21 protein-coding genes are annotated in these 24,269 nt (G+C 31.9%); all 21 read left to right on the forward strand.

Features of this window, described 5'->3' with window-relative positions; all coding sequences use genetic code 11:
• The first annotated feature begins 516 nt into the window (after positions 1 to 516).
• The 21 genes from KQI68_RS07290 to KQI68_RS07390 all read left to right on the forward strand — a co-directional run bounded on the left by KQI68_RS07290 (position 517) and on the right by KQI68_RS07390 (position 24,260).
• Entirely contained in the window at positions 517 to 801 is a 285-nt protein-coding gene (locus tag KQI68_RS07290) for a hypothetical protein (RefSeq protein ID WP_216549477.1), read from the forward strand.
• On the forward strand, positions 798 to 1,106 hold the full coding sequence (locus tag KQI68_RS07295; RefSeq protein WP_216549478.1) for a hypothetical protein: 309 nt from the start codon (positions 798 to 800) through the stop codon (positions 1,104 to 1,106). The genes KQI68_RS07290 and KQI68_RS07295 overlap by 4 nt, the downstream gene beginning before the upstream one ends.
• A gap of 7 nt (positions 1,107 to 1,113) precedes the next feature.
• Positions 1,114 to 1,407: a hypothetical protein gene (locus tag KQI68_RS07300; protein WP_216549479.1), complete on the forward strand. Its 294-nt coding sequence runs from the start codon at positions 1,114 to 1,116 to the stop codon at positions 1,405 to 1,407.
• Entirely contained in the window at positions 1,404 to 2,252 is an 849-nt protein-coding gene (locus KQI68_RS07305; protein ID WP_216549480.1) for a metallophosphoesterase, read from the forward strand. The genes KQI68_RS07300 and KQI68_RS07305 overlap by 4 nt, the downstream gene beginning before the upstream one ends.
• Positions 2,230 to 3,057, forward strand: coding sequence for a hypothetical protein (locus KQI68_RS07310; protein WP_216549481.1), 828 nt, complete (start codon positions 2,230 to 2,232; stop codon positions 3,055 to 3,057). The genes KQI68_RS07305 and KQI68_RS07310 overlap by 23 nt, the downstream gene beginning before the upstream one ends.
• Positions 3,050 to 4,708: a terminase large subunit domain-containing protein gene (locus KQI68_RS07315; RefSeq protein ID WP_216549482.1), complete on the forward strand. Its 1,659-nt coding sequence runs from the start codon at positions 3,050 to 3,052 to the stop codon at positions 4,706 to 4,708. The genes KQI68_RS07310 and KQI68_RS07315 overlap by 8 nt, the downstream gene beginning before the upstream one ends.
• Positions 4,705 to 6,132, forward strand: coding sequence for a hypothetical protein (locus KQI68_RS07320; RefSeq protein ID WP_216549483.1), 1,428 nt, complete (start codon positions 4,705 to 4,707; stop codon positions 6,130 to 6,132). The genes KQI68_RS07315 and KQI68_RS07320 overlap by 4 nt, the downstream gene beginning before the upstream one ends.
• 1 nt (position 6,133) lies before the next feature.
• Positions 6,134 to 7,129, forward strand: a complete 996-nt coding sequence (locus tag KQI68_RS07325) for a hypothetical protein (protein ID WP_216549484.1) — start codon at positions 6,134 to 6,136, stop codon at positions 7,127 to 7,129.
• 12 nt (positions 7,130 to 7,141) lie between these two features.
• Positions 7,142 to 7,555 (forward strand): hypothetical protein, encoded by a 414-nt coding sequence (locus KQI68_RS07330; RefSeq protein ID WP_216549485.1) that lies wholly within the window; start codon positions 7,142 to 7,144, stop codon positions 7,553 to 7,555.
• A gap of 11 nt (positions 7,556 to 7,566) precedes the next feature.
• Positions 7,567 to 8,499 carry an HK97-fold major capsid protein gene (locus KQI68_RS07335; protein ID WP_216549486.1) on the forward strand — a complete coding sequence of 311 codons (933 nt, stop codon included), beginning with the start codon at positions 7,567 to 7,569 and terminating at the stop codon, positions 8,497 to 8,499.
• A 13-nt stretch (positions 8,500 to 8,512) separates the two neighbouring features.
• Entirely contained in the window at positions 8,513 to 8,920 is a 408-nt protein-coding gene (locus KQI68_RS07340) for a hypothetical protein (RefSeq protein ID WP_216549487.1), read from the forward strand.
• Positions 8,921 to 8,924: 4 nt separating this feature from the next.
• On the forward strand, positions 8,925 to 9,440 hold the full coding sequence (locus KQI68_RS07345) for a hypothetical protein (RefSeq protein WP_216549488.1): 516 nt from the start codon (positions 8,925 to 8,927) through the stop codon (positions 9,438 to 9,440).
• A gap of 10 nt (positions 9,441 to 9,450) precedes the next feature.
• A complete protein-coding gene (locus KQI68_RS07350; RefSeq protein WP_216549489.1) occupies positions 9,451 to 10,173 on the forward strand; it encodes a hypothetical protein in 723 nt (240 codons plus the stop codon).
• Entirely contained in the window at positions 10,151 to 10,738 is a 588-nt protein-coding gene (locus KQI68_RS07355) for a hypothetical protein (protein WP_216549490.1), read from the forward strand. Before KQI68_RS07350 ends, KQI68_RS07355 begins: the two co-directional genes overlap by 23 nt.
• A gap of 1 nt (position 10,739) precedes the next feature.
• Positions 10,740 to 11,195, forward strand: a complete 456-nt coding sequence (locus tag KQI68_RS07360; RefSeq protein ID WP_216549491.1) for a hypothetical protein — start codon at positions 10,740 to 10,742, stop codon at positions 11,193 to 11,195.
• Positions 11,196 to 11,206: 11 nt separating this feature from the next.
• On the forward strand, positions 11,207 to 11,971 hold the full coding sequence (locus tag KQI68_RS07365; RefSeq protein WP_216549492.1) for a hypothetical protein: 765 nt from the start codon (positions 11,207 to 11,209) through the stop codon (positions 11,969 to 11,971).
• 9 nt (positions 11,972 to 11,980) lie between these two features.
• On the forward strand, positions 11,981 to 12,355 hold the full coding sequence (locus tag KQI68_RS07370) for a hypothetical protein (RefSeq protein WP_216549493.1): 375 nt from the start codon (positions 11,981 to 11,983) through the stop codon (positions 12,353 to 12,355).
• 107 nt (positions 12,356 to 12,462) lie between these two features.
• Positions 12,463 to 12,618, forward strand: a complete 156-nt coding sequence (locus tag KQI68_RS07375; RefSeq protein ID WP_216549494.1) for a hypothetical protein — start codon at positions 12,463 to 12,465, stop codon at positions 12,616 to 12,618.
• Between the two features lie 42 nt (positions 12,619 to 12,660).
• Positions 12,661 to 20,391: a phage tail tape measure protein gene (locus tag KQI68_RS07380; RefSeq protein WP_216549495.1), complete on the forward strand. Its 7,731-nt coding sequence runs from the start codon at positions 12,661 to 12,663 to the stop codon at positions 20,389 to 20,391.
• Between the two features lie 104 nt (positions 20,392 to 20,495).
• Complete coding sequence (locus KQI68_RS07385; protein ID WP_216549496.1) at positions 20,496 to 21,263, forward strand: phage tail domain-containing protein; 768 nt, start codon at positions 20,496 to 20,498, stop codon at positions 21,261 to 21,263.
• Positions 21,264 to 21,275: 12 nt separating this feature from the next.
• Positions 21,276 to 24,260 (forward strand): phage tail family protein, encoded by a 2,985-nt coding sequence (locus tag KQI68_RS07390; RefSeq protein ID WP_216549497.1) that lies wholly within the window; start codon positions 21,276 to 21,278, stop codon positions 24,258 to 24,260.
• Positions 24,261 to 24,269 lie beyond the last annotated feature (9 nt).

Consider the following 24,269-nt stretch of genomic DNA (forward strand, 5'->3'; position numbering starts at 1 on the left):
TTGTAAGGAAAGCAAGGTTCGCTACGGCGATTTAAGAGTATAAATTGTTAGACTTCATTATGAACTTTTGTAATACTTTTTGTTTGTAATGATACTGTCCTAGTTGGAGAAATCCATAGGGGGAATGTTCAAGTGCTGAAATGCCAGTTGATAATACTAGACCTAACCAACTTTGAGAACATTATGAGAATATAATCTCATTAGAAGTTTTTGACTTCTACCTTGTATTGATGTTGTTATTTTTTTTAACTTCACCAATACAGGGGGGAGAGAAAAAGATGGGTGGTTATCCGATTCACAAAAACATTCTTATTACTAGCCTCCCCAATACATAAAGATATATTAATTATTATTATATATATAAATATTATATAAAGGAGCGATTGAAATATTAACTTAGAAAAACATCAATATAAAAGTAAAAAACAGTATAAATCTTTCAATATTACAGGAAAAGGTTATCTTGAGTTATCTGATAGTGTTGAGAATGTTAATTATGATGATTTTTATTATAGTTTGAAGAAGATTAGACATCTAATATCTAATTATTATTCACTAAAAGAACATATTACAAGAATCTATAATATAGAACTTCAAGTTATGATAATTGATATTGGCATGGCATTAAATAATATTGAATTGTCTCATCAAGATAAGATAGTTTTAAATGATTATATGATGGGATTATCTTTAACTGAAATTGGTAAGAAATATGATTTTACACGTTCTAATGCTGATTTCATTATTAAAAAAATTACTAAAAGAGTTCAAGATTATCTAATTGGTGGTGATGATAATTGAAAGTTTATTATGACAATGAATTAAGCTTTGATTTGCCAGCTACATATGATTTAGAGGAAAGATTAACATTAATTAATTGTCTATTAGAAGATTATGCTGATAAGTTTGAATTAAGTCATGAAGCTAATAATGTTCATGATAATAAAATATATAGAGTATTGGATAAGTTTGGATATTATTTATGTACTTATAAAACTCATCACCCTGATGGTAAGGCTCTATATAAAGATAGTGAAATAATCAGAAAAGGTAGAGAATCAATCATTAAACAAAAAGAACTACCTTTGTTTAATTTTTATAAGTAGGATTTATATGGCGTTAGTTGTTTATAAGGATAAGAAATATACAGTCAAAAAGAATAGATATGGTTTTATATTATGTAATAATCATGGTGATTATGATAATCATGGACATTTCAAAAGATTTAATACTTGTATGTTACTTATTGGTCTTATGGAAAGTAATGTTGTTCCTGATTCAGAATATTTAAGACAATCAGTATTAAGAATCTCTATTGATGAGAAGTATCTTAATAAAGTTAAAACTAAAATGGATAAGGGAACTAAGAAATATATAAACATCAACAAAGGTGTCAAAAGAAAGTGAGTGATTTATTGGAAGAACATCTTATAAGAGATATTGAATCTCAAATTAATGAGATTAAAGGTATTGAGAAAGTATTAGTCTTATCAGACTTACATATACCATTTCATAAAAAAGAAACTATTTTAAATATTGTCAAAGAAAACTTAGATGTAAAATTAATTATATTTGCTGGAGATATATTGGATTGTTTTAATGTTTCATCTTTTCCTAAAGAGCAACATATTCCACTTCATCAAGAATTAAAGATTGCATCTTCTTTTTTGAAAAAGATTGATAAATTAACTCCAAACATAAAAAAAATTATGTTTAGAGGTAATCATGAGTTTAGATTTAAAAGATATTTAATGAAATTTAAAAATGAATTCTCACCATTTGTTTCTGATGATGTCTTAGAAATTGTTAAAAATGGCTTTAGTTTTAGAGATGAAAGAAATATTAGACAAGTAGTTGAGCCATTATCTGATAATTTTGATGTTATTGATTCATGGTACTTTATCTATAAAGATTTAGTTGTTGATCACCCTACTTCATTTTCTAAAATACCAATGAGAACTTGTCTATCAACTTATGATTATTTTAAAAATCAAGGTGTAGATTTTAATGCTATTACTATTGGACATACTCATAAGACTGGAAATGTATTACATGGTGGCACATTGTTATCAGAAATTGGTTGTTTATGCGAACAAATGGATTATGCTAACAATGGTAATGTTAACTACACTCCCCAATCAACAGCTTATGGACTATATCAATTTAAAGATGACAAAGTTGATGTTTATAATTCTGGTGCTAAGTTCGTTTATACAGGAAGTGATATAAATGTCGAGACCCTTAAATGTTAATTCTAAAGCTGGACTTGTAAACTACATTGAAAATACTCCTAGTGAGCTACCCTTTGTTGAGGAATGCTGGGAAGTCGCTGTTGCAGAAGCTAAAGTTAGAAATGAACAAGTAGCTGAATTTAATAGATTAAATCCCAGTAAAAGAAAAAGAGTAGCTGTGTCAAAAGTTTACTTTGAATTTCTTAAAGAACCTAGATTTAAAAAACAAGCTGAAGCTCTATACAGAAAAAAGAAAGGTATAATTGAGCCTAGTGAAAAACTAGAAGAGTTCAAAGAAGAAATTGAGAAAAATAAAGCTATTGAAGAAGAAAAAGAATCATTAAATTTTGAAGATTTTATTGATGATATTAATTCTAATCAAGGACAATTCATATTAAAACTACTTAATATGTATTTTGTTGAGCTTTATGATGCTGATTCAATTAAATTTATTATATCAAGAATTAAGTCTTATTATGGCGAATATGAACTCAATTCTGCTAGTGATGAATATTTAGTAATTACAGCTATATCTGATGAGTTAGTTCTTAGAAAAATGAATAGAGAAAGAATTAGAAGTGGTTCTTTTGATGCAAAAGAGATGAAAACTGTAAGAGATTCTTATATGTCATCTCTTGATGGACTTAAAGTTTTAAAGAAGTTTAATCAAGATAATAAGGATAAGGAAAATCTTTTTGCTATATGGTCTGAAAAATTAGTCAAATCTGGTGATGTTGAAATGAAAAAGAAAGAATATACAGAAGACCAGATTGACTTTATTTTAAAAGATAATATAGATGCCATAAGGAGGTCTTTCAATGGCTAAACAAATTGACAGAACCATTGGTATGACTTCAAGAGAAGTATATGATTTAAAAAAGAAATTATTGGCTGAAAAGATAATGTATTATCGTGAGCATATTGATGTTTTTTGTGAAGAATATTTAAATATTCCACTTAACTTATATCAAAAAGTAGCTTTAAGAGCCATGTCAAAATACAACTTCTCTGTATTGATATGGTCGAGAGGTTTAGGGAAAACATGGATAAGTGCTATATATTGTTGTTGTATGGCTATCCTCTATCCCAATTTAAGAATTGGTGTAATTGCTCCATCTTTTAGACAATCAAAGATGCTTATTGAAGATAAAATTGACAATGATTTATCTATAAGGTCAGAAGCTTTAAGGCAAGAAATTGTGGATTCTAAAAATGGTACTGATTTAATGCTTAGAAAATTTGCTAATAATAGTCAAATAATAGCTATGCCTGTTGGTACTTCTGGTGGAAAGATTCGTGGTGGTAGATTTTCAATAATAATAGCTGATGAGTATGCACAACTTAATCCCAATATAGTTCAAAGTGTAATCAAACCAATGATGGTTGCTAAGCTAGATTATAAGGTGGATGCTAAAGAAGATGATGATTTTTTTGATATGAAGTTTATTGCTATATCTTCTGCGTATTTTAAATTTAATCACTTATATGAGCTATTTCAAGATACAGTAAAACAAATAGTAAATGGTTCTAAAAAACACTTTGTTTCTTGTTTGGATTATAAGGTTGGTCTTGATGTAGGACTTTATAATCAATCTGTAATTGATGAAGCTAAAAGAACTTATTCTAAGCTTGATTTTGATATGGAATATAATGCTACATTCCCTGATTTGTCAGATGATAACTGGATTAGTCCTACTGACTTAATGGCTTGCTCTAATTTAATGGAAGTTGATTTAAATTTTGATGATGATTATAAATACATCATGGGTCTTGATGTAGCTAGAATATCAGGAAATGACAATACAGCCATTGTAGTTCTTAAATTAGTTCCAGATAAAAAGAAAAAGGTATTAGAAAAGCATTTAGTGTATCAGAAAATCTTAAATGGAAAAACATTTAATGAACAAGCCACCGAAATAAGGAAAGTATTAAATAAGTTTCCTTGTGATGAGATTCACATGGACACTACTGGTTTAGGTTTGGGCTTATCAGATGAGCTAGCTAAGCCTAGTGTAGATATATTTTCAGGAGAATTAGAACCTCCCCTATGTGATGTTAATAATCCTGAACATAAAACAGATATTCCAGATGGTAACTTTATAATTCATGGACATAAATTTTCATTAGAATTCAATCATCAAATTGGTATGAGTGTAAAACAAAATACTCAAAAAAGACTTCTTAGAATGTATTCTCAAGAGGCTTTAGATGGTATTAAAAACCCAACTGCAGAAGAAGTGATGGTCTTAGAGGAAGCTGAAAGGACTCGTAGGGAAATTATGAGTATTGAAACTAGACCTCGTGGTAATTTCTTGACATTTGATGTTCCAAGGGGTGGAATGAGTGAAGGAAGAAAGGACAGATGGACTGCTACTGCCTTAGCATTATGGGGTGCTGATGAGCTTGAAAAAGATATGTTTAGAGAAACTAAAGGAGTTGTTACATTTGGAATTATAGGAAGGAGGAATTTTCATTGAGTGAAGATAAGTTTTTGGAACTCGGTCAAAGCAAACAATCTACATATAGTAGATATTTCAAAAATAAATTTACTGTAAATGGCGAACCTAAAGGGTATGATATGCAGAAATATGCACAAGACCCACAAGGTAATATTGTTGAGCTTGCTGGTCTTGCTAAATATTATTATATCAGCGAAGGTATGATAATGAGAACAGTTAATATTATAAGAGATTATTCTGTTACAGATATAAAACTAGATTACTCTAAGGGAAAAGGAAAAACACAAGCTATTGTAGATAGCTTTCTAAAAAGAATAGATATTACAAAATTTTGTAAGGATTTTATGTTTGAGATGGCAATGACAGGTAATTGTTTTTGCTATGACAGAGATGGAGAATATATTGATATATACCCTCTTGACTTGATTGATGTTTCTAATGTGATTATTGATGGAAAGCAACAAGTGTTCTATGACAATTCACAGGTTGAAATATCTTTAGAAAATGACACAGATGATGAGAAACTCATGTCAAAAGCATATCCCCCTGAAATACAAAAAGGGATAAAACAAAACAGAAGTAAAATTCCATTTGATTTAAATAATTCTTATTTCTCAAAAATGAACTCAAGTAGATATGATAGATATGGCATATCTTTCCTAGTTCCAGCTTTTGATGATTTATCGAGAAAAAATTTGTTAAAAGAAGCTGAACGCTCTACTGCTAGTGGAATTATAGACCAAATACTTCATATCAAGGTTGGAGATAAAGACCACATACCACAAGAAAAGGAAGTCTTATTTTATTCAGAGCTTTTCAATGGTAAAACAGGCTCTATAAGGGTTACTACCCCTCACTATGTTAGTCTTGAATGGATAAGTCCTAATGCAGAAATATTTGGTGAGGAAAAGTTTTTAGAGATTGATAAAGACTTGCTGTCTACCTTAGGTGTGTCGTTAACTCTACTTCGTGGAGAAGGTGGAGGAAATTATAGTGAGGGTATGTTAAACATAACAGGACTTATAAGAACTATAGAATCTATTAGGTCTTTCCTACCTCCTATCATTGAAGATATGCTAGTAAAAGAATTAGCAAGAAATGGAATTAATGCAGATAAAGCCCCAAAAGTGTCCTTTAATGAAATTGTTATTGATGAAAATGCTAGACTAGGTTTAGTTCAATGGTTGTTTGAACACGCTGGATTGCCATATAAGGTTCTTTTTGAAGAACATGGGTACGATTATGATTATATGAAACTTGAAAGAATTGATGAAAATAAATCAAAAGATGATGAAATATTTGAATTAAGAAATCAACCATTTCAAGGGAATGTTGTAGAAAAGAAAGAAGCTGGCAGACCAGAGAAAAATTTGTCAGAAAGAAAATCAGACAAAAGCCAATCAAATAATGAACAGCCTAGAAGTGGAGTAAAGGAGTTGTGAAATGAAATTTAAAGTTAAAGAAAATCACAATTTAGAGCTTGCTGGGTATAATGCTGATGATTTATTAGTAATTGAGGGTGTCGCCTTCCATAGTGGCACTAATGCTAATGGAGCTGTAATTTTTAAAGATGATGCTAAAAAAGACATTGGAACTATGGTTGGAAAACCCCTTAGAGTTTTATGGAATGGAAATCCCACAGGACATGGATATGATAAAGTTAGTAATACTTTCAGCAAAGATGTTTTAAATATTGGATATATTCATAACGCCAACATTGAAGAAGGCGAAAACGATAGCTACAAAGCAAATGTTCAAGCAATTATGTGGAAAAAATATTATCCTGAAATTGCTGAAAGATTAATAGAGCTAGATAAAGAAAATAACCTAAATTTCTCAATTGAGGCAGAAAGGGAGATAGAAATATTGAAAAACGGAGATAGAAGATGTTTTAATAATAATTTTGTTGGACTTTCAATGGTAGCTAAGCCAGCATGGAATGAATCTAAATCATTTATGGTAGCTGAAGATGAATCAGACAATGTTAATGCACTGGACACTCAAAATGGTGCTAAAAACAAATCAGAAGATAACAGCAATGTAAATGATAGCATTAAAAGCAAAGAGGCTTTAATTGATGCTAAATTGGAACTTGTGAAAGCTCAAAAAGAAAATGAAGACTTGACAAAGGAACTTTTAAAATACAAAAAGATAGCAGAGGGCTATGAAATTAAAAATAAAGGTCAAGAAAGATTTGACAGACTTTCAAAATATGGCGAAGTCAAAGATGATATTGAAGAGCTTGGGAAATTAAGTGATATAGATTTCGTAAACAAACTAGAGGCTTATGTAGATGATTTTGCCAAAGGTTTAAAGGAATCAGAAAAAAATGATGATACAGATAAGACTAACTCAATATCAACGCTTATTGATACTAGAAAGAAAGCAGAATCTAAAGAACCTAAAGAGGCACTCTTAGACATTTTAAGAAGAAAATAAGGGAGGAAAAAAATGTTATCAAAAAGAATTGATTTAGGGTCTATTCCTTTCGGTCTTTACAAAACTAAAGATGAAATGGTAAAAGGAAGACTTGTAAAATTCAACCAAAAAGATGGATTATTAGAATACGCTACTTCTGATGATGAGGCAAACGCTTTCGTAACTTTAAGAATTGAAACTAATGCTGGTGGAGATATTAAAGACCACGACAAAATCAAAAAAGATACTAGAGCAGTTGCTCATACATTAGTTAAAGATAATGTATGGGCTACTACAGAAGTTGAAGGTATTGATGCTCTTAAAGTTGGCGACAAGCTAACTTGTGGTGCTGATGGAAAACTTTCTAAAGGTGAAGGAAAATTTGTTGTTACTGATATTTCTCACTTTGGTTCAACTCCAGCAGTTGATGTTATGTATTTAGGATAAGAGGTGAAACAATGGCAAAAACATTTTTAGAGATTGCTGAAGCTTATAAAAATAGACAAATCGACAGCAATGATAAAGATATTAAAAATATTGAAGAATATTTAATGGAACTTGCATCTACCGAAGATGGAAGAAATGAAATCGCAGAAATTATTGGTGTATATCTACAAGATTCTATGAATACTATTGACATTGCTCCAATGATTACTGATTCAAAACACTTTAATCTTGGCGATAGACCAGAATTTAGATTAAAGAAAAAAGGAATTAAGGCTTATTGGATAGCTCCTAATTCTACAACTCCAAAGACTAGAAACTATCAAGAAACACTTTCTATGGATTTTGAAACACTTTCTGTTAGACCTGAATGTTTACTTGATGAGCTAAAAGCTGGTAGAGTATCTTCCCTAGCTGAACTTCTAGCTGATGGACAAGAAGCTTTAAGAAATGCAATTGTTGCAAAAATCTTCACAATTCTAGGACAAGTTTACAACGAAACTAATAATGCTGAATATTTAACTGTTTGTACTACTAAACTTGAAAAATCTGCTATTGAAGAAGCGATTGATAAAGTAACTTATAGAACTGGTAAAAAAGCAGTTATTCTAGGAGATAAGCTTCTAACTAACCAAATCATGGGATTTGAGGGCTACACTAATGAAGCCAACGAAGAAATTAGAAAAAATGGTACTCTTGGATATTTCAGAGGAGCTAGAATTGTAGGCGTTAATGATGTGTATGATGAAGCTCTTGGAAAATCTTTAGTTCCAAAAAATAGATTATTTATTGTTTCTGACAAAATTGGATATTCTGCTACTCATGGTGATGTTAAAACTGGACAAGAAAACTCTATCGAAGATTGGTCTTGGAACGCAAGAATAGACATGGAATGGGGTATCGCAATCACTAATCCAAAAGGAATACAAGTAATCGAAGTAAAATAATAAGAGGTGCTAAATGAAGAAATACAAAGTTATCAATGACTATGGTATTAATATCTCTTTAAATTTCAACAACTTAGATGGGAGAGTTGTAAAAATTCTCCCTCATAGTTTTGTATATATTACAGAAGACCAAATGCTTTATCTGTCCTACTCTTCTAAAATATTAGAATCTGGAATTATTAGAGTTGAGGATTCTGCTAAAGAGATTCCTGATGTTAAAGAAAAGATAGTTGAAGAAAACATTTTTGACAAAAACAAAATTCAATCACTACTTTCACTAACAATTAAGGATTTAGAGGCTGAAATTGCTAAAGTAGATAATATATTAGGTCTTAAAGAGTTATTAAAAGAGGCTGAAAAGGCTGATAAAACAAAAGGGTTCATACAAGCTATAAACAATCGTATAGATGAATTAGTGTGATGCTATGGCTAAAGAACTCATTGCAATTAGAACTATTTTGGATAGATTAGTTGCTGATGAAGAGTCAGAAGAATTAAAACCAGCCTTTAAGAATTTAAAAACAACTAATTCTTTTGTCATTATGGGTGTAGCACAAGCTGGTTCTAATATAAGGAAGAATTTTATAAATCTTTCAGATTCAATATCTCCTGATTTAGAGCTGGAAAGTATTGAGTGTAAAAAGATGTCTAATAGAGAATTAATTCTTGCTTCAAGATATGCTTATAGAGAGCTTGTTCTTAGCGTACATCACAGTTACGCTAAAAAGGCTGTAAACTTCTCTATCAATACTCTTTCTGTTAAAGGTTTGACTGAACGTGCTAAGGAGATTATGAGAATTGTTTGGTGGTGTGACACTCAAATCAAAGAAATCTTAGCAGACATAAAATCCAATCCAGAAGATGAAAATGGCAACTATTTATCTTCATTTAGTGGTTACGTTGAAGAAATGAAACTCATAAATGACACAATAAGGTATTAGGGTGATGGTTATGCGAGATGATTTTAATTCTACCGTTGGTAGAAATAGTGAAGAACACAGAACCACAGCTGATGTTTTTGATGCTGTCTACTCTACCCCATCTACCTTTGATTTACCTCTTGATGACATTAAGACTTATGTAGATGACTTGTTGATACATCAAATTGGTACTAAAGTTCTGGTTGATGGAAATCCAGAGTTTGTAATAACTTCTGACTTAAAGAAAGTCTACACAAACATTCAAGGACACATGAAAGATGCAACTTTTCTTCATACAACAGCAGCAAAAAGAGGCTCAATAGTGGAGTTCCCTAATGGCTCTCTTGCTATTGTTTATACTATTCCTAATGATGACATAGTCATTAAGAGTGCTAGAATTGTTATATTTAATAATTACATTGATTTCTTTAGTCCTAGAGTTGAGTATGATGAAGACCCTAACTCCCCTACTTATGGAGATGTTAAAGAGTTTTTAGTAATCACTGAAAAGAGGATGCCTGTATACATTGAAAAAACAGGAATTGAATATAGAAATCAAGATGTGGGATTGCTACATGATACAGTTTATAGATTAGTAGGCTCACAAAAAGATATGACAGCAAAAATAGGAGATGTTGTCTTAGTTGAAGGTGGATATTATGAAATATCAGATAAGGACACACTAACATCAGGTATTTGTAATATGCAACTTAGAACAACAAGAGACAACTATGATAAGTATGTCATTAAATAGTTTGGGATTAAAGTTTGATATTTTAGGTCTTATAACTGATTTAGAAAAAGCTCTTAATTATAGGGTCTCCACTCTGGTTGAAGAAATGGTTCAATCTTTAAATAGTGTTGACTATGAATATTCAGGTGGGACATATAAGCAAGAGATGATTAAATGTGCAGAAGATGAAATCAAATTTATACTTGGTTCAGACCACTTTTATGCTTGGATAGTGGAGTTTGGTAGAGGTTCACTTTTAGATGAATCCAACCCATTCTTGGCTGAATATAAAGCTAGTGATTATTGGAATGATAAAAGACCTGATAATCGCATTAGGTCAAGACAAAGAAGGTCTAGTCCACATATAATCCCTGATTGGCAAGGTGGACATGGCACTACAGAAATAGTGGGTTCTAATTATGGTGGTAGAGTTTTGGAGCATCAAGGAAATCCTATGTATGACCCAATTGCTCCTAGAAAGCCTATAAGAAACGCTATTGATGATGGTAGAGATAAAATGATTTCTGCTGTTAGGGAAGTTTTTAGGACTTTCCCCTATTCTGATTACATTAAAGGTGGTGGTTAATATGAAGCTAAAAAGTATTGCTGTTGAACTATTTTCAACCTTAACTAAAGATGAAAAGCTTTTAGAGTTAATGGAAGTTCCTAAAGTATACACAAATGGAAAATATAAATATTTAATGAAAGACATAAAAAAGCAATTCTTGGAAGAGAAAAATCCAGGCGATTTAGTTGATACAGACTTTATAAGGCTTTGTGTTTATGAACTACCAGCAACTAAGTCAAGATTTTCTATATTAGAAAGGTCTTATATTCAGATAGATATTTATGTAACAAAAAAAAGAAATGTACGAGATAGGCGTACACTTATGATAGCTGACAGATTAAGGGAATTACTTCATAATTCAAAAATATTTGATTATGATATTACCTATTTCAATAGAAACCCTGATAGTGAAGCTCAAAATGCAGAATGGACTAAATATGGAATTACATTCTGCTATAGTAATATAATAATTTAAGGAGGAAAAAGATGTCAAAATCAATAATTTATGGTATTGGTGAGGCTGTATTAACAGACTTAAAAGATGAAAGTAAAATTATAGGTTTTTCTAAACTACAAAACTTAACAATCGATATGAGTGCTGAAACTGATGAAGTTCGTGGTGGTGATGACCCATATCCAATTACAGAGTTTCCTAGAACAAACAATATAACAATCACAGCACAAGATGCCCTATTTGATATAGATTATATTGCACTTGCTCAAGGTACTAAGTACGAACAAAAGGCTTCTGTAGATATGACAGAGTTTTTAAATATTGTGATTCCTGCTGATGGTGTTGTAGAGTTACCTGAAACTCCAGTTGAAAATTCTGTAACAATTAGAGGATTCGAAAAAGCTGAAGCTCCAGCTAAAGGTAAGTTCAAAGTTGAAGGAAAAACAATTACTTTTCATGCTGATGATGCAAACGTTTCCATTAATGGTATCTATAAAGTTAAGAGAACTCAAGGCGTTAAATCAATCGCAGGACTTAAAGGAAAATTCCCTAAACCATTTAAGTTCACTCATAGAGTTCCAATCTACAATGATGAAAACCAAATTGTTCAACAAATGGAATTTACAATCTTTAAATGTAAATCTGATTCAAACTTTAACTTTGATTTAGCACAACAACAAGCATACGCTCCACAAGTTTCTCTTAAAGCTCTTGACCCTAAGAGACCAGATAAGAAACTTTGGGATATTGTAGTAGTTGATGTTGAACCAGAAGAAGGAAACTTCGGAACAGTTTAAGGTGATTAAATGAGTAATAAACAATCCGTTGATTTTGAAAAAGAACAAAAGGATATTGTTTCTGCTCTAGGATTAGGAACAGAGGTTTCTTGTTTTATTGATGAGAAACCTCGTGTTGCCTACCCTATCACTCTAAAAGACTATCCTGAATTTGTTCGTGCTATATCAACAATTAATCCAATGAATATAGCACAATCTTTTTTTGTTGATAATGGAGAAGGACTTAAAAATGCTATCTCTATGACTTTTGGTGCTGAAGCAGTTGAAGAAATCCTTGAAAATGTTGATGCTTCTAACTTTGAAGAATTTGTAAAAAAAATGTTTGAAATTAATGGTTTAGTTCTTAGTAACGATAAAAACTTGGATAAGGATAAAAAAAAATAAGTTTTAAATCTGGTATTCATGCCATTATGATTTACACTCATTTACCTTACTCTGAAATACAAAATCTAACAATTAATCAATATTCAGACTTACTTTCTATGATTCAAATGAAACAGATATGGGATTTGCAAACTAACACCGTTGCAATGAGTGGTGAATTTGATGAGGATGTCAATCCACTCTACACTTTTACTGAACAAGTTGAACAAGATAGAAAAATGACTGTACATGAAGCTAGCCAATTAGTTTCAATGCTTAAATAAGGGGTTTGTCCCTTATTTTTTTTACTTAAAATAGGGGGATTTATGAGTGAAGAATTAAAATTGTTTGGTGAGGTCGGTCTTGGCTATGAGCAGTTACTTAAAGATGCCTCTCAAATTGAAAAAATACTTAAAGATATAGATAAAAACGCAAAAGACCTTGGTGAGTCTTTTAAGAAAAATGGAATTAATATTGATACTAAAAAATCTCAAAAAGAACTTGAGGATTTGTATAGAACAGTCGACAGGTTTGTTGAAACTAATAAAAAGGCTGGAAATTCTGTAGATGGATTGACTAAAGATTTTGTGGATTTATCTACTGTTATTGGCAAAAACATCTCTGATGTCGACAAAGCAACCAAAACACTTCAAAGCATAGACTTAGGTGCTGATGCTTTTAAAGTTCAATCTTCTGAAATAGAAAAAGCTATTGCAAAACAAAGAAAAGAGCTAACGCAATGGGCTAAGGAAAGAAGTAGATTAACTCAAGAATTTTCTACTAGAGATATAGCTAAAATGGCTATTGATGATTACAAACAAACATCAAAATCAGGTGGAATAATTGATACAGCTGTTTCACTGGAAAGAATGCAAAAAGCCATTAATGTTGTTAATTATGATTTGGATAGAAATAAAAAAATCATAGCTGATACAGAAATCGCTTATGAGAAAGCTAAAAACAAAGTTAGAGAATTTGTAATCGAACAGAAGAAGATTGGCAAAAACATTTCACCAGATGAATTAAGGGCTAACATCAATAGAGCTACATCTTTAAATATGGGGCTTGGTTACAAAGAAGAGGCTCTTAAAGGTGGCATTACAAAAGTAACGACTAGGTATTATGATAATGCCCAAAATGAAATAAAGAAAATTTATCATGTTACTACAGAGGGTGGCATTAAGGTTATAAATGCTGTCAAAAAAACAGGGGTTCAAGCTGTCAAAGAAGTCAAAGGTTCTCTAAGTGAAATAAAAAGAGAAAATAGACTACTCACTACTCAAGCGAGAAATCTTGATAAAGAACTTAGTAAGCCTCTTGGAGATACTTTTAAAGGCTCTGGGAAAGCATTAGGAATGATGTTAGGACAGCTATTTGCTGTTAAGCAAGCTGTTGGGTACATTAATAGAGAAATGATGGAGTTTGAGAAGAACTCTGTTGAGATACAACGTATCACTAATTCAACTAAGCAAGAAATGGAAGACTTGAATAAAGTTTCATTCGATTTTGCTAAAAACATGGGTCTTAATGTGAATATGATTCAAGAAATTGAAGGCTTGTGGGCTAGAGCTGGTCGTTCTGGACAAGATTTAATTGATGCCACAAAAACAACTGCATTAGGTTTTAATGTGGCTGAATTTAAGGATGCTGAATCTGCTGTTGCATCCATTAACTCTATTGTCAATCAAATGTATCAAGGAGATGCTTCTAAAGCTCCAGAGATACTTGATGCTTTAGTTAAAGTTGCAGACAAGACTGCTGTTAGAAATGTAAATGACCTTGTAGAAGTAGTTTCTCGTTCAGGTGCTAATGCAAAAGAGCTTGGAATGAGTCTGCATGACCTTAATGCTGTTTCAACAATAGTAATGGAGCGTATGAAAGTTACTGGGGATGTTTTAGGTACACAGTTCAAAACTATCTTCGCTTACATGACAGATGGCAAAAGGATAAATAAGCTAAAAGAGTATGGTGTTGAATTTACCAATATAAATAAAAATGGTGTCGAATCATTAAAACCTTTCCCTGAAATGATGGACAATCTTGTGGCTAAATATAAAGAATTGAAAGCACAAGGTAAAGATGTTATAGCAAATAACATGATTAAAGAACTTTCAGGAGTTAGGCATATAGCTGTATTGAAAAATATGATGGAAGGTTGGAATTCCTATAGACCTAGAGTAGCTTTGTCAGAAAATTCCAAAGGTTTTGCTGAGAGACAAAATGAAAGAATAATGGATACTTATGCCAAAAAAGTTGAGCAATTAAAAGTTTCACTTCAAGAAATGGCTGTTGCTATTGGTAATTCTGGATTATTAGACACTATGAAATCTTTTGTTGATACTCTTGCAAATGGCTCTGAAATTATAGGAAAATACCATAAACAGATAATAGCTGTTGTTATTGCATATGTAGCTTTAAAAAAGTCAATAAGTGGACTAAATGCAATAAAAGATTTGGCTGGGCTTGAGAGTCTTAGCTCTTTATTGGAAGCCATTTCAAAGAAAACTGGTGCAGGAAAAGCACTATCTTCATTTAATGATGTTCTCAAAAAGACTGCTACTCAAACTGCAACAACTGGTGGCAAGCTTGCTGGACTGGGAACTTCCTTTGGGGCTTTAAAAGGTAACATTGCTACTGTAATATCATCTCTGAACCCTCTAACTATTGGAATTGTAGCTGTTGGAGCAGCTATTGCTGGTCTTGTTGCTTATCAAAAATATCAAAAAGATAAGAGATTGGCTATCCTAGATGATTTTACATCTGGAAGAGCAAAAGAAGCTCAAGATAATATAGCAAATTTAAGAGATGAGCTTAATAAGTTAATAAATAGCGAAGCATATAAACAAGGCGACACAAACGCATTAGAAGATTACAAGGCACTTACAAAAGATTTAGCTGATGCCTTAGGTATTGAGCATTCTGTCATTATTGAAAGTAAATCTTCAAGAGAAGCTTATAATGAAACATTAAAGCAAACTATTGCCCTTAAAGAGCGTGAGTATGAACTTAATGCTAAAATAGCAAAAAATGAAGCAAATACAGAAATTCAAAACAAATTAGGTGGTTCTGACTTTGCTAGAGAAAATGGTATCAGTGATGCTTATGCTTATGTCAGAAACTACATGGAGGCTTTAAACAAGGTTAAAAGGCTTCAAGAGGAAATTAAAAATAACCCAGAAGATGTAGGGCTTGGAGATAAGTTAAGCAAGGCATCTGCTAAGCTAAGCGAAAGAGAATTGTCTTTAAATAAATTCATTCAAGATTTAGCTAAGCTTCAAGCTCAAGCTGGACTTACTGATGAAGAATTAAGAAAAATGCTTAGTGGACAAGATTATGAAGGCACTCCTATTTTTGACATAATTAACGAAATGAGAGATGGATTTCCTAAAGCTAAAGAAAACGCAGAAGGTGTTACTGGCAGTTTAGAGAAAATGCAAGAAAATGCTGAAAAAGCACACGAAGCAGTTGAGGCTTTAGTAAAAGAATTTAATGATTTCGATAAATCAAAAAGTGCTATTGAAGGTGCTTTTGAAGAGTATAAAGAAAATGGAAACCTAAGTGATGGTTCTGTAATTAAACTACTAGATGCCGATTCTAGTATGGCTGAATACTTAACAAAAACCAAAGATGGTTGGGTACTTCTTGCTGGAGCTGTAGACCATTATAAAATGGTTCAAGAAGAAGCTACTCAAAAAGCAGAAGAAGCAGTTAACCAATTTAGAGAACAGCAAGGCTTAATTACAAACTTTGATGGAACGGAAAATGGGCTAGCTAAACTTGCAGACCCTACTGAACTTCAAACTAATCTTAGTATGACTGAAGCTGAAATACAAACAGCAATGAGTAATATTAAGACTACTTTTGAAGATGGAAAAACAAGTGTAGATGGCTTTGTTCAAAAGTTAAAAGATGCAAAAACTGATGCAGAGTTTAATGAGCTTGTAGTTAACCTAGACACTTCCCAATTGGAAGCACTTAATGAAGGGTTTCAATTGGATTTGGCTAGTCAGCTAAATGAACTTTCGGCTCAATTTAGTTCTGGAACAATTAATGCTGATGATTATTCAAGAGCTATGGTTGATGCAAAACAAAGAACTTTAGAGCTTTATGTCGAAACAAATAATCTATACAACTCTGGAGATGGAGTGTTTAGAAATCAAGCTGGTGAAGTTGATGAGTTCGCATCTGCTTTATACAGGTCTATTAGTGATATAGATTCTGCAAAAACAGCTTTCGATTCTTTAATCAAACTATTTGAGGACACTCCTTCAATGGCTTCATTTTTAACTGGTGCTGATTTTGATGTGCCTAGAGAAGATATTGAGGCTTTTGCAGAGGATTTTACATCAATAATGAGTGCAATGCAAACTGACAACGAAGAGTTGTGGAACGCAATAGTTGATGAAGTAGCTGAAAGTTCAGGAATAACAACAGAGCAAGCTACAGAAATGCTAACTAATACTCAGTCTTTTGTGGAAAATCAAGATGCAGTTGTTAAAAGTGCAGTAGGCTCTACTTTTTCTGTGTTGACAAGAGCGTTAAGTATGACTGATGCTCAAATTGCTAAGTATGCAAATAGCATTTTAGGAAAATTGCAATCTCTAGTAAATCAAGCACTTAATGCTGTAGATTCTATTAGCAAGGCAACTGGTGGCTCTGGAGTTAATTTCCGTTTTGGAAGTAAAAAAATAGAAAGTAGTCCATTTTATGAAAGTCCAATAGATAAATATAATAATCCAATTATGGATTTAACAAACCCTACTAAAATCCTTAGAGAAGGTGCTGGACTTTCAAACTTTAGAATCAATAGTGCTGGTGAAGATAATTTTAGTAATTACTTGCAGCAAAAAGCCAAAGATTACAAAGATAAAAAAACTTCACTGCAAAGAACTATTGATGATTTAGCTAAATCTCAAAAAGAATTACAAAAAACCACAGACAAAGGACAAGACATTTTACAACAAGACAAAGTTCCAATTACTCCTAAAACCCCTAGAGGTGGTGGAGGAAAAGGTTCTAAGGGTAAAAAATCAGGCTCTAAGGCTGACATACCAAAAGCTGTTGAAGAAAAGCTTGAAGATTTAAGACATGAACTTGAAATGAAGCGTATATCAGAAGAGGAATTTTATAAAGGTGTAGATAAACTTTATAAAGCTAATTCTGGTTCAATGACTAAGCGTGGAAAACAAAAGTTTGAAAAGATTTTAGCTGATGCTAAAACAAAAGCTGACAGCTCCATTCCCCCATTTGTCAAAGTTTTAATTGATGAATTAGAAGACCAATTGAAATATGATGAGATAGACCAATATACTTATGCTAGCAGATTAGATGATATAGCAAGAAAGTATAAGGGTCAACTTGGAGAGAAAGCTGTTAAAGAGCTTGAAAAGAAAATCTCTGTTGCCAAAGTTGGTGGAATTGACAAGTATTTCAAAAGTCAAATTGGTGAATTTGAGGATATTATAAAATTAACTGATTTAGCAATCAAGAAGATTGAAGCTGAGCAATCTTTATATGAAGCTCTTAATATGGGCAATACTGCTGGAATGTCTTTACAAGCTACTAAGATTGATGTGTTGAACAATAAATTGATGGCGACTGAAATACTAACAAAGAAATACGAGGTTGTTTTAAAGGCTGTCAATGATGAAATTAAGAACTTAGATAAATCTTCTAATTCTTACCAGTCTACCCTTTCAGGTCTTATTGAAAAACAAGCTGATTTTACAAATAAGTTAGATGAAACCAGAATAGCTGTTATTGAACTTCAAAAACAAAGAATTGAAGAGCAAATGAAAGTATATGATTCTATGCAAAAGCAATATGATGATTCTATAAGTGTTATCGAACAAATGGAGTCTAATCTTGTAACTTTTGTAAATCAAAGAAATCAAAAGTTAAGAGAACAAATTGATAAAAATCATAAAGCTCGAATGGACAGTATTGATAAAGAATCTAAAGCTAGAGATAAAGAGCTTAACAATGAACGCAAAAGATTGCAAGAAGCTTTAGAAGCTTACAGAAAATACACTCAAGGTAAAATTGATTCTTTAAATAAAGAGAATGAAGAAGAAGATTATAATAGAGAATTAAATAAAAAACTAGAAGAAAGAAATGAAATTCAAAATAGGATTAATTCCCTATCTCTTGATGACACAACTACAGCAAGAGGCAAAAGAATTGAGCTTAAAAAACAACTAGTTAATAAAGATAATGAAATTGAAGAGTTTCAAAGAGAGCGTTCTAGGAAATTAACTCAAGATGGGTTAAATGAACAACTCAAGGATTATGAAGAAACTATCAATAACAAAATGAAACTCCTTGATAATGAGTCTGAACATGAAAGAGAAACCATGGATAATAGGCGTAAAATGCTCGAAGATGAGTATAAGCGTGAAATGGAAATCATGGATGAAAAAATGAAAGCATCTAATGTTTATGCAGAAGTAAAACAAGCAATACTTTCAGGATATGTTGAAGACGCAACTGGTGCTTCTATTACAATTAGAAATGCTATGATTCAAGGAATGGAAGAACAAGGAAAAGCTAGTGGTATTTTAAGAGAAAAATATATTAGAGACCTTGATGAAGTTATCAGAAAAGCGAAAGAAGCTCAACAAATACTTGGAATGGCTAAATCTTCTGCCCAAAGTGGAAGCTTACAAGCAAGACTTGGTTTAACAGATGAAGGTTTTAGGCAATATATCAGCGAAAAAACTAGAGGTTTAGGATTTGCCAATAGTAATGATACTGAAAGATATTTAATGAATAAATTAAATTGGGAAACATCTGATGCTGCAGGTAGAAAAAGATTAGCACATGAAAATCACCTAATAAGAGATAATCAAATGAAAGCTCTTGGTGCTGATAGAAATAATCCTAAATACAATAGAGACAAAGATGGTGCTGTTTATGGAAAAAGTTGGGTGTTAGATACTGGTTCTGCTATGAAAGTAGGTCAATCTGGTGGGCAATTTACTCCACTTGGTGGCAACTATGGTCGTGAAGAAGCTCGTAATATGGTACTAGCTGACTTAGGGCTTTATAATGACTATTCAAGAAGTAGTAGTGAGGCATTTTTCGCTAATCAAATGAATAGGTTTAAGAACAACGGATATAGCTGGACACAACCTAATTTAGGTGGTTGGACTAATCAGAACTACTATGACAAATGGAAACGTGATAGTCAAACATTAAATAGTTTTCACTATACTTCCCCTAGCAGTAGAGATTATGATAATGCTTCTGCATATATAAGAGATTACAGAAAAGCACTTGAAGATGGCTATAATAATAGAGATACAGATTTCTTTTCTGGAGGTTCTCAAAATGGTGGGACTAATAGTAATGTTGAAAATCTTATGTCTAAAGCGAAAGAGCAAGATGGTATGCCATATTCTCAAAGTGGTTCAAGACTTTCTACTCATAGAGATTGTTCTTCTTATGTTTATTTTGCAACTAAAAATGCTGGACTGTATAGTGGAGACCCATTTTACACTGGAAATCAAAAACAAGCTTTAGCTGGTAGTGGTTGGCAAGATTTGGGACAGATTCCAGAGACAGAAATCAGGAGAGGCGATATTCTTTGGTATAGGCAAGGCAATTCAGGTCACACTGAAATAGCCACACAAGATGGAACTTTAAAAACCACAGGAGCACACAAACCAGGTACTCCTGCTGGTCCTAGTATGTGGAGTAAGCCTTGGTATAACGTTCTTAGACATCCATCTTTGCAAGGATATAGACATGGTGGAATTGCTGATTATACTGGTGTTGCTATGTTGCATGGCTCTAAGTCATCTCCAGAATATATTTTTAACACTCCACAATTTGATGCTCTAGGTAGAATTATCGCTAATTATGTTTCTGCCCCTAGTATATACGGAAGAAATGTTTATAGTGGTGGTTCTTCTACCCTGCCTGAAATCAACATAGATACATTAATAAACATTGAAGGCAATGCTGATAAGGACACAGTTAGAGAAATAGAACATCAAGCAAATAATATTTTAGATGAATTAATAATAGGTCTAAAGAAAAGAGGTATTAGGGGGTAAATAATATCCCCTATTCCCCAACATAACGTTTAAAACCTATCCAAATTTACGATTTTATATTTTAGATAAGTAAATGGATTGATAAATAGAAAAGAGGTGCTAAAATGCAATCTAGTGAGTTTTCCTTTAATGGTATTCAATCATATGATAAGGGTTTCATGAATATTAGAATGGGTTCAGAAGTCGCAAAACGTCCCCTAGTTGGCACTAGAAAAATCAATACATCAAATTATAGCAACAAAGGGATTCACTTCATTCAAGGTGTAGAAAAAGAGCCTATTGAGTTCGATTTACTTATAGCTCCCACAGAAGATAAAATATGGACTAGAGATTTATATAATGAACTTATTTCTTGGTTAGTTTGTGATGAATATAAGGAGTTTTATTCAGGATATGACCCTCACAAGGTTTATTATGCTGTATGTAAAGACTATGTTTCTTGGGAAGGATTAAATGACTATGGCTCTATTCCCTTTTCATTTGTTACAAATGCCAATCATGCTTGGACTGTCCCTGAAAGAATTAGACATAAAATATCAGGAAGTAAAACAATTAATATTCTAAACAGGTCTGTATTTTCTGACAGATATTGTTATCCACGAATGTCTATTGAAAAAACCAATGGAAGTGGAAATGTTGTGATTGAAAATCTATCTGATGGTGGCTATAAATTTGAACTTAAAAATTTGACAACTAATGAAGTTATATTTGTTGACAATGAATATAGAATAATATATTCAATTGATAGTCCTAGAAATGTTTATGGAACTTCTTTCAATAAAAAATGGCTATATTTAACACATGGAATGAATAAGATAAAGATTACAGGTGATTGTGAAATTATAATTGATGTACAATTCCCTACTGCATAAGGTGGTGATTAAATGGATATTGCTATTAATGGTGTAGATTTTAATAAAAAGATTAGACTTCATCTTTGCAAACCTGATAGAAAACCTTTCATGGAAATTCATAATATTAAAGAGCTTAGAAGAAAAATATCTATTGTCGGTGTAGATGAGATTTCATTTTCAATACCACTTTACAGACCTGACTTTAAAGGTAAAAGAGTTAGAAATGAGCTTTTTGATAAAGTTGTTGGAGATTATTATATATACTTAAATGATGGCAAAGATGATGAAAATGGACAATATTTTATAATTCAAAGTCCAGAGGAAAAGAAAAGTAGCAGTGGTGAGGCATATAAGTATGTAACTGCTTATTCTGCTGAATATGTTTTTTCAACTAAAAAAGTTGGAGATTTCGATAGAGAAAGTAGGCTATTATATGACCCTAACTACCAAAAAGATAAAGATGGATATGATATGGGTTTTCTTAATTATGTTGAAAGCAGAACATCTTGGAGAGTTGAATATGTAGACCCCAAAGTTCAAGTTAAATATAGAGAGCTTAAATTCTCAAACACTTCTTTTTTAGATGCTTTTAAGGTATGTCAAGATAAATATAATTGTTTGTTTCAATATAACACAGCGAAAGAAACTATTAGAGTTGTAAACGCTTCTAGTGAGTCAAATGTTCTTGGTGGAAATAAAGGGATTGTAATTTCTGATAATAACTTTATAAGCTCTATAACTAAAAAGATTAATACTGATGATATAGTTACAAGGCTATTTATGTATGGTGATGATACTATATCTTTTCAAAATCACAACATATTAGGGCTTTCTTATGTTGAAGATATATCTTTCTATAAAGATTTCAATTACCTTTCTGATAGCCTAACAAAAGCTCTAAATAAATATGAAAAAGCTGTTGAGGAACTAACGCCTAATTTTAAAACGATAGTTAAAAATTTAGACAATATTAGCAATGAAAGTGCTAGATTACTAACTCAAAGAGTTGAAAAACAAAATGAGGTTGATAAGCTAAAACATCTTGTAGACCAAAATATATCAAACATAGCTATTAATGTTGAAAGGTACAACAGTATTGAAAGTATTAATGAGGATTTAAGAAGGAAAATCTCCGATTCACAAAACAAACAACATCAGGCTGAAAAACAAGTTGTTGATTTAAGTAATCGATTTAATTCTAAATTAAAAGAACTTGAAGCTGAAAATGATAAATTAATGGAGCTTAGAAAGAAGTTAGATAAGACTAAATTCTTTAGTACTGATGATTTAAGAGAATATGAGAAGTATATTAAAGAGGGCATTGTTCAAGATTCATCTTTTAAAAGAACTGATGAGGCTAATTTGTATGAGTATGCTAAAGATGAATTAAATAGATTATGCTACCCTTCTATTTCTTTTGATATAGATTTAGATGATTTTAGAGATATGGCTCAATTTGAAACTCCTATGGCTAGACTTCAAACTGGCGATTTAATAAATTTAGAATCTGATGATTTGGATATTAAATTTGAAGCTAGATTACTTGAAATGGAACTTAATTACGACAAAGAGGGTATTACACTTATTTTTGGGAATAAGTTCTCAACTACTGACCCAACGATGTATTTAAGTGATTTAATTGGCAGAATACAATCAGCATCCAATCAAGTTGCTTTAAGAAATAGTGAGTGGAATAAGTCAATTGAAAAATACTCTTCAATTGCTAAGAGGTTAGACAGTGATTTAGATTTATCTAAACAAGCCATTGTTTCAGCTAAAAATCAAAAGCCTATTTTAGATGAAAGAGGACTTTGGCTTATCAAAGAGAATCCTGATGGAACAATTGACAATAAGCAAGTTAGAGGTATTAATAATGTTATAGCTTTTACTGATGATAACTGGGAAACTGTTAAAACAGCCATTACAGGTGATGGAATTAACGCAGAAGTTATTAGAGGTAGGCTTGGTGAGTTTGTTACTGTTAATGCTAATCAAATCATAGTCAATGAGTCTGGCGACATCTCCCCTCTTGAAAGAATAATGAATGAACTCAATGAGCGAACTAAAAAAGAACTTAATGGAGAAATTTCAAGTAGCAAAACTGATTTAAACAGAAAGATTGATGATAGCAAAGCTGAACTTTCTGGGAAAATTAATACAAACAAAACAGAATTGAGCGACAAGATTGTTGCCAACAAAACTGAACTATCTAAGGCAGTTAATGAAACGAAACAAAGGCTTGATGATGAAGTAAGAAGGCTTGAGGCTTTTGCCAAAGACTATGTGGCTAAATATGGTGGCAAGACTTATAGGCAAAGAAGTGAGCCAACAGATACTGACATATCTGATGGTGCTTTATGGATGAAAATTGATACAGCTAATAAGCTTGTCGGTGTATATAGATATAACGGAAATTTAAAACGTTGGCAAGAACTTGATGATTTAATACTAAAAAATAGTTCTTATGGTGGTGCTAAACTTACTGATGATGGTTTGGTAACAACATCTAATGGAGTTAAAATCAACAAAGAAGGGGTTGTGGTTTCTAACATTAGTGACACTGGAACAAAGGTTACATCAGTTATGAACGCTTATGGCTTCTTTATTAATGCTGAAAAAGGTGGGGAAAAATCTACTGTATTCTATGTTGATAAAGAAGGAAACTTATCTCTTACTGCCCCATTCACTAATGAAACTATAAGAATGAATAGCAACGGAATATCATTGCCAGCTACATCAAAACTAGAAATTGGTACTAATCCTGATAGCTTTAATTATATAAGAATTAATTCTAATGGAGTTATTTTTGGTAAAAATGGATTTGAATATGATACTAACTCTGGGAAACTTAAAATTGGTGGCAACAGTGGTCTTGTATGGGATGGAAGGGAATTAACCATTAGTGGAATACCTGTTGCCAATATGAAAGAAATTATTGAGATTAAAGACAAACTAAGATACTTGGCAGACCAACTTAATAACGGTCGTATGCCAGCTTATGTTCAATTTGGTTGAGAGGTGATT

Source organism: Peptoniphilus ovalis, from assembly GCF_018919265.1.
In the GTDB taxonomy this organism is placed as follows: Bacteria; Bacillota; Clostridia; order Tissierellales; family Peptoniphilaceae; genus Peptoniphilus_A; species Peptoniphilus_A ovalis.

Bases quoted from the DNA above. Each gene is read 5' to 3' on its own strand.
- KQI68_RS07370 (WP_216549493.1), top strand. From the start codon at position 11,981: ATGAGTAATAAACAATCCGTTGATTTTGAAAAAGAACAAAAGGATATT.
- KQI68_RS07375 (WP_216549494.1), top strand. From the start codon at position 12,463: ATGAAACAGATATGGGATTTGCAAACTAACACCGTTGCAATGAGTGGT.
- KQI68_RS07325 (WP_216549484.1), top strand. From the start codon at position 6,134: ATGAAATTTAAAGTTAAAGAAAATCACAATTTAGAGCTTGCTGGGTAT.
- KQI68_RS07340 (WP_216549487.1), top strand. From the start codon at position 8,513: ATGAAGAAATACAAAGTTATCAATGACTATGGTATTAATATCTCTTTA.
- KQI68_RS07390 (WP_216549497.1), top strand. From the start codon at position 21,276: ATGGATATTGCTATTAATGGTGTAGATTTTAATAAAAAGATTAGACTT.
- KQI68_RS07335 (WP_216549486.1), top strand. From the start codon at position 7,567: ATGGCAAAAACATTTTTAGAGATTGCTGAAGCTTATAAAAATAGACAA.
- KQI68_RS07310 (WP_216549481.1), top strand. From the start codon at position 2,230: ATGTCGAGACCCTTAAATGTTAATTCTAAAGCTGGACTTGTAAACTAC.
- KQI68_RS07380 (WP_216549495.1), top strand. From the start codon at position 12,661: ATGAGTGAAGAATTAAAATTGTTTGGTGAGGTCGGTCTTGGCTATGAG.
- KQI68_RS07350 (WP_216549489.1), top strand. From the start codon at position 9,451: ATGCGAGATGATTTTAATTCTACCGTTGGTAGAAATAGTGAAGAACAC.
- KQI68_RS07385 (WP_216549496.1), top strand. From the start codon at position 20,496: ATGCAATCTAGTGAGTTTTCCTTTAATGGTATTCAATCATATGATAAG.
- KQI68_RS07330 (WP_216549485.1), top strand. From the start codon at position 7,142: ATGTTATCAAAAAGAATTGATTTAGGGTCTATTCCTTTCGGTCTTTAC.
- KQI68_RS07355 (WP_216549490.1), top strand. From the start codon at position 10,151: ATGATAAGTATGTCATTAAATAGTTTGGGATTAAAGTTTGATATTTTA.
- KQI68_RS07360 (WP_216549491.1), top strand. From the start codon at position 10,740: ATGAAGCTAAAAAGTATTGCTGTTGAACTATTTTCAACCTTAACTAAA.
- KQI68_RS07365 (WP_216549492.1), top strand. From the start codon at position 11,207: ATGTCAAAATCAATAATTTATGGTATTGGTGAGGCTGTATTAACAGAC.
- KQI68_RS07345 (WP_216549488.1), top strand. From the start codon at position 8,925: ATGGCTAAAGAACTCATTGCAATTAGAACTATTTTGGATAGATTAGTT.
- KQI68_RS07315 (WP_216549482.1), top strand. From the start codon at position 3,050: ATGGCTAAACAAATTGACAGAACCATTGGTATGACTTCAAGAGAAGTA.
- KQI68_RS07300 (WP_216549479.1), top strand. From the start codon at position 1,114: ATGGCGTTAGTTGTTTATAAGGATAAGAAATATACAGTCAAAAAGAAT.